The 11,841-nt window shown below is 54.1% G+C and carries 9 protein-coding genes; 8 read left to right on the top strand and 1 reads right to left on the bottom strand.

Annotated elements, in window-relative coordinates; all coding sequences use genetic code 11:
- The first annotated feature begins 85 nt into the window (after nt 1–85).
- The 8 genes from NTU47_01330 to NTU47_01365 all read left to right on the top strand — a co-directional run bounded on the left by NTU47_01330 (nt 86) and on the right by NTU47_01365 (nt 8,868).
- Complete coding sequence (locus NTU47_01330) at nt 86–1,069, top strand: MoxR family ATPase (protein ID MCX6132428.1); 984 nt, start codon at nt 86–88, stop codon at nt 1,067–1,069.
- Nucleotides 1,070–1,216: 147 nt separating this feature from the next.
- Entirely contained in the window at nt 1,217–2,074 is an 858-nt protein-coding gene (locus NTU47_01335) for a DUF58 domain-containing protein (GenBank protein MCX6132429.1), read from the top strand.
- Between the two features lie 29 nt (nt 2,075–2,103).
- Nucleotides 2,104–3,045 carry a hypothetical protein gene (locus NTU47_01340; protein MCX6132430.1) on the top strand — a complete coding sequence of 314 codons (942 nt, stop codon included), beginning with the start codon at nt 2,104–2,106 and terminating at the stop codon, nt 3,043–3,045.
- Nucleotides 3,035–4,027 carry a VWA domain-containing protein gene (locus NTU47_01345; protein ID MCX6132431.1) on the top strand — a complete coding sequence of 331 codons (993 nt, stop codon included), beginning with the start codon at nt 3,035–3,037 and terminating at the stop codon, nt 4,025–4,027. The genes NTU47_01340 and NTU47_01345 overlap by 11 nt, the downstream gene beginning before the upstream one ends.
- A gap of 80 nt (nt 4,028–4,107) precedes the next feature.
- Nucleotides 4,108–4,461 (top strand): four helix bundle protein, encoded by a 354-nt coding sequence (locus NTU47_01350; protein MCX6132432.1) that lies wholly within the window; start codon nt 4,108–4,110, stop codon nt 4,459–4,461.
- 35 nt (nt 4,462–4,496) lie between these two features.
- On the top strand, nt 4,497–6,287 hold the full coding sequence (locus NTU47_01355) for a VWA domain-containing protein (GenBank protein ID MCX6132433.1): 1,791 nt from the start codon (nt 4,497–4,499) through the stop codon (nt 6,285–6,287).
- Nucleotides 6,287–8,107: a BatD family protein gene (locus tag NTU47_01360; GenBank protein MCX6132434.1), complete on the top strand. Its 1,821-nt coding sequence runs from the start codon at nt 6,287–6,289 to the stop codon at nt 8,105–8,107. Before NTU47_01355 ends, NTU47_01360 begins: the two co-directional genes overlap by 1 nt.
- Nucleotides 8,104–8,868, top strand: a complete 765-nt coding sequence (locus NTU47_01365; GenBank protein MCX6132435.1) for a tetratricopeptide repeat protein — start codon at nt 8,104–8,106, stop codon at nt 8,866–8,868. Before NTU47_01360 ends, NTU47_01365 begins: the two co-directional genes overlap by 4 nt.
- Nucleotides 8,869–8,896: 28 nt before the next feature.
- On the opposite strand, the gene NTU47_01370 is transcribed toward NTU47_01365, so the two are convergent.
- Entirely contained in the window at nt 8,897–11,671 is a 2,775-nt protein-coding gene (locus tag NTU47_01370; protein MCX6132436.1) for a SpoIIE family protein phosphatase, read from the bottom strand.
- Nucleotides 11,672–11,841 lie beyond the last annotated feature (170 nt).

The raw sequence follows: 11,841 nt of genomic DNA on the forward strand, positions 1-11,841 counted from the left end.
CAGAGGAAGGCGGAACAGTTCCGCCATTTTTTTCGTCCAATACGTGTACGGAACTATTTTGGAGTCAATGACTTAGGAGGATCGAGTGGATATTAAGACAATCAATGAGATGATTCAGCGCGAGAGCGGGTTCATCGAAAATTTGACCAGCGAGATCAGCAAAGCCATCGTCGGACAGAAGCAGATGGTCGACCGGCTGCTGATCGGCCTTCTCTGCAATGGGCACATTTTGCTGGAGGGTGTCCCGGGTCTTGCGAAAACGCTCACGATTAAGACGCTCGCGGCCGCCATCAGCGCGAAGTTTCAGCGCATCCAGTTCACTCCCGACCTCCTCCCGGCCGATCTTATCGGCACGATGATCTACAACCAGAAGGACGGGAAGTTCTTCACCCGCCGCGGACCGATCTTCGCCAACTTCATACTCGCAGACGAGATCAACCGCGCCCCGGCAAAAGTCCAGAGCGCGCTGCTCGAAGCAATGCAGGAACGCCAGATAACCATCGGCGAAGAGACGTTCAAACTCGACGAGCCATTTCTTGTGCTCGCGACACAAAACCCGATTGAGCAGGAAGGAACTTATCCCCTCCCGGAGGCTCAGGTCGACCGTTTCATGTTAAAGGTGAAAATCGGATATCCGTCACGTGAAGAAGAGCTCCTGATCATGCGCCAGAACGTCCTCGGTGAACAACGCGACATTAAGCCCGTTGTTTCTCCGAAGGAAATCCTCGCTGCCCGCGAAGTTCTCAAGAGCGTCTACATGGACGAAAAGATCGAGCGCTACATTCTCGATATCGTCATCGCAACGCGGGAGCCGGCGCAGTTCAAACTGGAGAAGATTGCACCGCTCATCAGCTACGGTGCGTCACCCCGTGCATCAATCAACCTCGCACTCGCGTCGAAAGCCCATGCGTTCATCAAGCGTCGCGGCTACGTCATTCCGGAAGACGTTCGGGCAATCAGCCTCGACGTGCTGCGCCACCGCGTGGCGGTTACGTACGAAGCTGAGGCGGAGGAGATTACGCCGGAACATGTGGTCCAGGAAATTCTGAATCACATCGAAGTGCCTTAACATTGTCGATTAACCCGGCGTGAAACCTGGAATTGTCGATTGTCGATTTCCAGTTGTCGATTCGATAAAACCCAGAACTTGAAACTCGAAACTTTAAACCCAAGACTCTAAACTCGTTCTTGCTCCGCTTTGGAAACTAAAGAGCTTTTGAAAAAGGTTCGCCAGCTTGAGATCCGCACACGCGGCCTGGTGAACCAGGTCTTCTCCGGCGAATATCACTCGGTATTCAAGGGGCGGGGAATGTCCTTCTCGGAGGTGCGCGAATACCAGATCGGTGATGACGTGAGGACGATCGATTGGAACGTCACGGCACGGTTCGATCACCCGTTCATCAAGATCTTCGAGGAAGAGCGTGAGCTGACTGTCATGCTGCTCGTCGACATCAGCGGCTCGCAGTTTTTCGGATCACAGGGACAGTTGAAGCGCGATATCGCACTGGAGATCAGCGCCATCCTTGCGTTCTCGGCGATGAAGAACAACGACAAGGTGGGGGCGCTTCTGTTTTCCGACCAGGTCGAGAAATTTATTCCGCCGCGCAAGGGGCAGTCGCACGTACTGCGGATCGTCCGGGAGCTCATTTCGTTCGAGCCGAAGCACTCGGCGACCGGCATCAAGGGAGCTCTCGACTACCTCAACCACGTGCTGAAGAAACGGAGTATCGTTTTCGTTATTTCCGACTTCATGGACAGCGGCTATGAGGCTTCTCTTCGCATCGCCGGAAAACGTCATGACCTGATCGGCATCCGGCTTCTGGACCCGCGTGAACACGAGCTGCCGCGTATGGGGCTTGTGACGTTCCGCGACGCAGAAACGGGAGCGCAACGATGGGTTGACACGGCCGATCCAAGGGTGCTCACCGCATACCGGGCCTATCGACATGCGGTGGAGGACTCGAGAAAGACGACGTTTATCAAAGCGAAATTAGACAGTATCGATATCCGCCTCGACAAGCCATACATGAAACCTCTCGTTGATTTCTTCAGACTACGGGAGCGGCGTTGGTAGGTGCGGTCAATTCCCCTCAATCGTATACGATGAAACGGATCGTTACCGGCATATTGCTTGTGCTTTTCGCCGTGGCGGCCCGGGCTCAGGAACCCCGGGTCACAGCGCGCACGGACTCCGCTCAATATAAGATCGGAGACTGGATTCTTCTGCACGTTTCTGCTGAATTGCCGGCAGATGTGGATTCCCTCGCTCCGGCGGTCAGAGACAGCGTTGGCGCCTTCGAGGTTCTTGCCATCGACGCCCCTCGCGCCGCAGGCGGGCGTCAGGAATGGGTTTTCAAGCTTACGATGTTCGATACGGGAGACGTGTTCATTCCTCCCGTGGCGTTCTGGTACAAACACCGGCAGGACACCCTGCAACGCATCGCTTATTCCAATCCAATTTCTCTTTCCATCGTGAGCATACCGTTCGATCCCAAGGGGGATATCAAGGACATCAAGCCACCGCTGGATGCTCCGTGGAGATTCGAAGACTTCCTGCCGTACCTGATAGCTCTTCTGGTTCTTGCGCTCGCTGCTCTCGGATACTATTACTATCGCAGGTGGAAGAAACGGCGTGAGGAGGGGTTTGTACCGATCAAACCGTCCATACCTCCGGGTCAGGTGGCGCTCTCGGCATTACGCGTCCTTGAAGAGAAACACCTGTGGCAGCAGGGAATGGTCAAGCAGTACTATTCCGAGGTGACAGAAATCGTCCGCCGATTCGTCGAGGATCAATATGGCGTGCTTGCCCTTGAATCGACATCGGATGAAATCCTCGCGCAGCTCCTGAAGCTCCCTGAAGCTCAAGCGCTGCTCAAAGAATTTCGCTCCTTCTTTACCACGGCAGATCTCGTCAAATTCGCGAAGTATGTCCCGGCCCCCGAGGATCACGACCATGAACTTCGCTGGGCATACGAAATTGTCCGGGCCATGATCCCGAAACCGACACCTCAACCGGAAGAGCAGGAGGTGGAGAATGTTCGGTGACGGGTTTGCATATCCATGGGTGCTTTGGTTCCTGTTCCTGATTCCGGTGCTCGGATTCGTCTTCTGGAGACGGCGAAGAACGATGGTCACAGAGGTGACCTTCTCTTCCCTTCAGCCGTTCGACCATACGCCCCGCACGCTGCGTGAGAGACTGCATCTGGCACCGCTCTGGCTCCGCCTCGCCGCGCTCGCTCTCTTTATTGTCGCCCTGGCGCGCCCGCAATCGGTATCCAGCAAAGAAAATGTGTCGACAGAGGGAATCGACATCGTGCTTGTTCTTGACATCTCCGGCAGTATGCTTGCCGAAGATTTTACGCCGAACCGCATGCAGGCGGCGAAACAGGTTGCCGAGGAATTCATCGACGGGCGCGCGAACGACCGCATCGGCCTGGTGATTTTTTCAGCCGAGAGTTTCACGCAGTGTCCGCTTACAACCGACTATCCGGTTCTGAAATCACTCCTCAAGGAAGTGAAGAACGGCATGATCACCGACGGAACAGCGATCGGGCTCGCCCTCGCCAACGGCGTCAACCGTCTCAAAGACAGCAAGGCAAAGAGTCGTGTGATGATCCTGTTGACGGACGGTGTGAACAACCGGGGCGAAATTGATCCCATCACGGCAGCGAAGATCGCGGCGACATTTGCCATTCGTGTCTATACTGTTGGAGTCGGAGCTCAGGGCGAAGCCCCTTATCCCGTTGAAACGCCCTTTGGCATACAGCGAAGGCTCATTCCTGTCGACCTCGACGAAAAAACGCTCTCGGCGGTTGCCGATATGACCGGCGGCAAGTACTACCGCGCCACCGATAACAGAAAGCTGAAGGCGATTTATAAGGAAATTGATCAGCTCGAACGTTCCAAAATTGAAGTGACCGCCTACAAACGGTATTCGGAGAAGTTTTATGGGTGGCTTTTTGGGGGGTTGTTTATGTTGATGCTGGAATTCGGATTGGCAACTACGGTGTTGAGGAAGATTCCGTAGCAAAAAGCCGTTAGCTGTTGGCAATTAGCTGTTAGCGAATAACTCCGATTGTCTTCGTGCCATTGTGTGAAAGCCTGACTATGAAAGATTTCCGGGAATTACGCGTATGGCAGAAAGCTCATAGCCTCACGTTACACGTCTACAACGTGACAAAAAAGTTTCCCAAAGAGGAAATGTACGGATTGACAAGCCAGATCCGTAGAGCAAGCAGTTCGATTGCTGCCAATATCGCAGAAGGATGTGGCCGAAAGACAGATGCAGATTCTTGCCGGTTCTTGGTTGTCGCTTTGGGCTCCGGCACCGAGCTCGAGTATCACCTTTTGCTTTCACACGATCTCAAGCTCCTGACTGATGTCGAATACGAGTCACTCCAGCAAGAGTTGACCGAGATCAAAAAGATGCTCAACGCTTTTATCACGAGACTTTCAACTTGAAGCCAGCAGCTAATAGCTAAAAGCCAACAGCCCTTATGCTTCGTTTCGCACATTCAACATATCTCTGGGCCTTGTTGCTCATTCCAGCGCTTGCTCTCGCCTTCTTTTTCCTTCATCACCGGCGAAAGCAGTTGCTGCGCGAGTTCGTCTCTGAGCCCTTGGTTGCTCAGCTGGCACCCGATGCGAGCACTGCCAAAAGAACCGTGAAACAGGCGCTCTTCCTGTTCTCGCTTGCGTGCCTGATTGTAGCCGCGGCGAATCCGCAGGTAGGAACGCGGCTCGAAGAGATTAAGCGGGAAGGTATAGATCTCTTCATTGCGCTGGATGTTTCCCTCAGCATGAAGGCCGAGGACATCCGTCCCAGCCGGCTTGAGAAAGCAAAGCGAGATGTTTCCGATTTGTTGCGTAAATTGCAGGGGGATCGCGTTGGGCTTGTGGTGTTTGCAGGAGAGGCTTTTGTTCAGTTTCCTTTGACGGCGGATTACTCGGCAGCGGATCTGTTTCTCAATGCGGTCGATGTCGAGGCGGTGCCGGTGCCGGGAACAATGATCGGCAGCGCTATTGAAGTCTCGCTGAAATCTTTCCGGAAAGACCTTCCGACGCAGAAGGCCATTGTGGTTGTCAGCGACGGCGAAAACACCGAAGGTGATGTTGCCGGTGCGGTGGAGAAGGCGAGGAAAGAGGGGGCACGGGTGTTTACGATCGGCATGGGAACGCCGGAAGGAAACCCCATCCCTATCTATGGGGCAAGCGGGGAGCGAGTTGATTACAAGCATGACCGCGCCGGAAATATCGTTCTCACGAAACTCGACGAGTCGGCACTCCAGCAGATCGCCCTCGCAACAGGCGGCAGCTACCGTCGGGCAACAAACGCCGGAAACGAAATCGACGAAATTCATAAAGAGCTCGCTTCGTTGCAGAAGACCGAGATGGCAAGTCTCCAGGTCACCGGATTCGAAGATCAGTTTCAGTACCCGCTCACGCTGGCGATTCTTCTGCTCATCATCGAGCTTTTGCTTTCGGAGCGCCGCGGCAAATTCCTGACCCGACTCATGCGCATCCTCCCTGTTGGGCGCGTGGTCCCGCTTCTCATGATCGTCTGCATCGCGTCCGCGTCGGCTCAGACGGTTCGCTCGCACGTTGCGAGCGGCAATGAGGCATACGCAAAAACAAAATACGCCGACGCCGAGGCAGAATACAAGAAAGCCCTCGCAAAAGACACCTCTTCCCGCGAGGCTCAGTTCAATCTCGGCAATGCATACTACAAGCAGCAGCGCGCAGATGAGGCGCAGCGGATCTATGCAAGCCGCCTCGCGGCCTCCAAGTCGCCTGCGGACAAGGAAATGGCTTATTATAACATCGGCAACACCTTCTTCAAATCGAATAAATTCGAGGAGAGCGTCGAAAGCTACAAGCGTTCGCTCCGATTGGATCCGAAGGACGAGGACGCGCGCTATAACTACCTTCTCGCAAGAGACCGCCTGAAGAAGCAGCAGGACCAGAAGAAACAGGACAAGCAGGACAAAAAAGACAACAAGGATAACAAAGACAAACAAGACCAGAACCAACAGAACAAGCAAGACCAGCAGAAGAATCAGGATCAACAAAACCAGGACAAGCAGGACGAAAAGAACCAGCAGCAACAGCAACAACCGCCGCAACAACAGCAAGCGAAACCGGATCAGACGAGCCAGCAGCAAAAAAACCAGATGCAGAAGCAACAGGCTGAACGCATCCTCGATGCTCTCCGGAACAACGAAAAGGATATTCAAAAGAAGCTGAGGAAGCGGGTGGCTTCAAAAATCATCATTGAGAAAGATTGGTAGTGAGAACTGTTGTAGGACAGATAATGCTGTTCGTCGTCTTCGCGATGACCGCGGCAGCACAGAACGGAACATTCGTCGCCAGCGTTGATCGCTCGAGCGTGGGAACAGGGGATCGTTTTGAGGTCTCGTTTACTGTTTCCGGTTCTGACGTCAACGGCATCAAGAATTTCAAGGCGCCGAATTTCGCCCCGTTCGTCGTCCTCAGCGGACCCAATCAATCCACCAATATGCAATTTATCAACGGACAGATGTCGGGGTCTGTGACCTACACCTATTATTTATACGCGCAACAGGTTGGCAAGTACACCGTTGCATCAGCCAGCATCGAGTACAAAGGGACGACGCTTCAAACAAAACCGGTTCCGATCGAAGTCGTGCAGGGCAAACCCAAGACCCAGCAAAAGGAACCGGATAACATCCAGAATATCGGCGACAACCTCCTTATCCGGGCTTTTGCAGACAGGCAGCGCGTCAAACAAGGAGAGCCGGTGACGATTACCTACAAGCTCCTTATGAATCCGCGGCTCGCGGTCAATGGTTATGACATCGCCAAAGCGCCCGTGTACCAGGGCTTTTGGGCAGAAGAGATTGAACAGCCGAAACAGCCCACGGTTACAAATGAAACCATCGAGGGGAAACAGTACCGCGTCGCAACGATCCGAAAGTCGTCTCTCTTCCCGACGCAAAGCGGGAAGCTCGTCATCTCACCGCTTGAAGTCCGCTGCGCATATCAGGTCCAGTCGCAAAAAAAGAGCAATGACCCGTTCGATTCATTCTTCAATGACCCTTTCTTTGCACGAACGCAAACCATCGAGCACGAATTCAAATCAAACCCGCTGACTCTCACTGTGGATCCCTTACCGGGCAATCCCCCCGCATCATTCACGGGCGCGGTCGGACGGTTCACATTCACCGCAACGGTGGACAAGAGGGAAGTCAAGACTGGTGATCCGATCACCCTGCGGCTCACCGTGACGGGTTCCGGAAACATCAAGCTTCTGAATCCCCCGAAACCGAACCTCCCGGCTGATTTTGAAGCATATGATCCAAAAATCTCCGATGAGGTCACCCGCGACGGCGGTGTTATCAGAGGAAAAAAGATCGCCGAGTATCTCATCATTCCGCGCAATGCGGGCGATCGGGCGATCGAGCCGATTTTGTTCACGTATTTCGATCTCGACCGGAATGCGTACAGCACAATCCATTCCCAGCGCTTCGACTTCTCCGTTCTGCAGGGAAAAGACGTGAGCGGCGGCGTCTCCATTGCCGCGAAGTCGGATGTGCGGCTTCTTGGAGAGGATATTCGATTTCTGAAGCTCACCATGGGTGAGTTGCAACCCATCGGCCAATCACTCTTCGCCGGCACCTGGTTATTCACTCTCTTTGTTGTTCCGCCGATGGCATTCTTTGCCGCGTTTGCCTACCGAAAACGACAAGAGAAGCTTTCCGGCAAAATTGATCAATTACGATTTGCCAAAGCGGGGCGCGAGGCATCGAAGCGATTGAAGCAGGCGCGAAAACTCCTCTCCCAGGGAAACACAGAGAACTACCATGCTGAGATTTCGAAGGCGATCATGGGGTACCTCGAAGACAAGCTTCACATCGCCAAGGCATCACTGACCATTGATGATGCAGCGTCGCTTCTGGAACAGCACCATGTTCCGCAGGAGACTGTCCAATCGCTGCGGTCATGTATTGAGAGGGCTGAATTTGCGCGCTTTGCTCCGGCTTCCGACACACAGGAGGCCCGGTCGGAAGTTCTCGATACGGCCGCCGGAATTATCAACAGTGTGGAACGAACGTTCAGCAAGAAACCATGAAGGCACGGATCCACATCATAGTGTCGGTTCTTCTCTGCAGCTTGTCTACCCTTGTCATGGGCCAGACGGCGGCGGATGAGTTCGAGCGCGGAAACGCATTGTATCGCGACGGCAAGTTCGACCAGGCGGCAGCGGCGTACGAAACCATCTTGAAACAGGGAGTCGGGAGCTCTGCGATTTACTTCAACCTTGGAAATTCGTACTATCGTCTGGGAAGGACGGCTCCGACCATCATCGCTTACGAGCGGGCACTGCGCCTGCGCCCTAGCGATCCCGACATCAGACACAATCTCGCTCTTGTCAACCTCAAGACCGCCGACCGTATCGAGCCGCTGCCGGAATTGTTTTTCATTGAGTGGTTGCGCACGGTCTCCTCGTATGTTCCGCTTCACACGACAATATGGATTTTTGTCTTCGCGTGGTTGATCCTTTTCGCGAGTCTTGCAGCCCTGTACGTGCTTACGAGTCCCAATATCCTGCGATTGCTCCGTACGCTTGCAATCGCCGCTCTGGTCTCACTCGTTCCCATCGGCGTCTTCCTTGTGACGCAAATCGCTGATACGCGTGTGCGCAACGACGCAATTGTCACAACGCCTGTCGCGACTGCAAAGTCATCTCCCGACTCTCAGAGCCTGGACGCGTTTGTCATTCATGAGGGGTTGAGAGTGAAGCTGAGTGATTCTGTCGCAGATTGGGTGAAGATTGTGCTTGCGGATGGAAAGGTGGGGTGGATACGATCGCAGGAGTGCGAGCGAATTTAGGGCCACGCCGGATGTGCTTCTATTGTTGTCAACGCACCTTTACGATGACCATTGTTTGATCGTCGTGCTGTTCTCCCCCCTTGCCGAATTCACGCGTTGCGTTCATGATCTCGTTCAGAATGCCCACCGCATCCTTGTCCGCGTGCTGCGCGATCAGACCTATCAAACCATCTTCTCCAAGTTGCGCTCCTGAAATGTCCTCTGCTTCCGTCACACCATCGCTGGCAAGAACAAAGACATCGTTTGGCTGATAGAGAATTACTCGTTCTTCGAGTTCGGCAGCAAAAAGATCTGTGGACTCGAGGCCGAGGCCCAGGCCTTTCGGTGTGACGATTTCAACCTTGCGGGTCAGTGCGACAAAGTGGTACAACGGAAGGTGGCCGGCGCGGGCCACAACGAGCTTTCTTTTCCGCGGTTCAAAAGCGCCAGTAATCGCGGTCACAAATGAGCTTTTCTCGAGATCGTGACAGAGCAGCTTGTTTGTCCGCACGAAGAGTTCTTTCGGAGAGAGTTTGAACGCGTTGAGCGACCGCAGGATCCCCTGGACTTTCGACATATACAACGCAGCCGAGGTCCCCTTCCCGCTCACGTCCCCCACGATGATCGTGATGCTGTCCGCCTCTCCGTTCAGATAATCAAAGTAGTCTCCTCCTACTTCCAGAGCCGGGTGAGATGCCCCGGCGATATCAAGCCCATCAATCGTTGGCGTTGTCTGCGGCAGGGAAGCGAGTTGAATTCTTCTCGCGATCGCCAGCTCATGCTTCATCCTCTCCTGTTGTGCAAGTTCCTCATAGAGAAACGCGTTTTCGATGGCAACAGACGCCTGTTTCGCCACGACGCCCAGGAAATCAAGATCCTCCTGCTGAAATGTCGCTTCAGATCGTTTCTCTCCAACGAGTAGCGCACCGACAAGCTTGTCTTTTGATCTGATGGTCGCAACGTACAGGAAGCCGTTTTTTCGAAATTCGTTCCGGATATCTTCCGGAAGAGCGTCCACATTCGATTCTATCTGCAGTTCCTGCAGCGCCTCCGTCAGTTCCTGATCGTGCCGGATACAGAACTCTCCCCACGACGAACCATCAAATCCATGCACTTCCTGGCAACAGCTCACAGATTGGTCCCGGAAAAAGAGCACGCCGACGCGTTTCAACTGCAACAACCCCGAAAGTTTTTCCACCATTCCCTGCGCAAGCTCGACCATGCTCAGTTTCGTTGCCATGACCTCCGCCAATTCGTTGGCGGCCAGCCGGTAGTCGTACCGTGACCGGTAATACAGTTTGTCTATCAGGTTCCGGCCGCGGCGTGCAATCTTCCACCCGCCAAACACAACGAGAACCGACAGAAGCATCAGGATTCCTTTCTCCAGCCAAATCCGTTGCTCCGGCCGGAGCGGTGAGTCGAGCACCTCGACCGACGTCGATGTCAGATGAATGTTGGGAATGGGGAGTTGGGCTCCCTGCAGCCAGAACAGGATCCTGAACGCCACAAGGCCAAGGACAACCATCCACGCTGATGTCACCAGGATATACTGAACGTTTCGTCGAACGCGCAGGTCAAGCCCCATCAACCGATAGCGGCCAATGGTATAGAGGTGACCGAGCGGGATGAGGATCAGTGGAAACGTCATATATCCGATATCCTGCTGCTGGAAGGTGTACAGGAGATAGACGGCACAGAGAAAGCTTCCTGCGGCGGCGATGAGTGACGCGTTTCGGACAACCATGTTGAGTCGTTTGAATTCCTCGCTCGCCTGCTTTCGAAACACCACAATGATCGCGACGGCATACAGGACCAGGACCACAAGGGTGCCAAAGAAGGCAGCGTTTCCAACAAGAAGTGCGACCGCTATCCCAACGATTGCGATGCCATAGGGAACCCATCGCACCCATTTCCGGGCGAGCAATTCGGGACGCTCTGCCGGGAAATAGTGCCCCGCATGGATTGAGAGCGGGATTGCGAAGTAGAGGACAAGGGCCATGGTGATGTTACGTACCACCTCAAACGTCGAAACGACATATGCGGGGCGAATAAGAAGTACGACGATGAAGTAACCAAACGCAATGAAGCTGAGACCGCTGAGCCTCGCCGCGATGTAGCGCGACCTGACAAGGCCGAGGAATATCCCCATCGCGAAAAAGGCAAGGCCGGTGAGAGTCGAAACGAGAACCGGAAAGGCAATACCAATTGCGGCAATGATCACGTGGAGCGACAAGACCTCGTTGTCCCGCAGCACGTCGTACACAAGATCCTTGCCTACCTGCCCCTCGGCAAGAATACGGTCTGCGTCGGTGGAGTTCTTGAAGCTCTTGCCATTGATCCGGAGTATCAGATCGCCGACGAACATGCCCGCCCGATCAGACGCTCCCCCTGGCGTTACCGAAATCACTCTCGCGGTCGGTCCTATATCACGCACGGTCGTTTCGTCGAGGCGGCTTTTCACAACGCGATAGGTTTTCTTCTCGCCGACTTTGTACCGGGCGACTGTAATTTCTGAGGTGCTGTCCGGCGCCCTTGCGAGTTCGCGCTTCAGGTCATCCCGATCCACAACAGACATCTTCTCCACGCCCGTGATCAAATCACCGGGCTGTATTTCGTTATCGCTCGGTCCTTTCTTACCGCTGACCAGTGTCGAGGGGATTTGTTGTGTGACATAGAGGTTGGATTGCGGGTTGGTGAAGAGATTTTCATCGGTCGGTCTGGTGGCGATCTGATAAAATGTGACCCCAGCCAGAAGCAGCAGATATCCCGCGAGAATCCCGAATAAGAGGCGAAACTGATTTGGGTGTCGGTCGAAGTAAAGCATAATCCTGGTTTGAAAGTGCTCTTCTTGGATACGGGACTCGGGTGGCATAGTTCCGTATAATGTGTCGCTTTTTCGGGGAGAATACAATGTGGCGGGTAGCGGTTGGCCGCTAGCTGATAGCCGATAGCTAAAAGCTAATTACCCGTATTAACACCAGAGCCCGGCATCAC

It is taken from the genome of Ignavibacteriales bacterium (assembly GCA_026390595.1).
GTDB lineage: Bacteria > Bacteroidota > Ignavibacteria > UBA10030 > UBA10030 > UBA9647.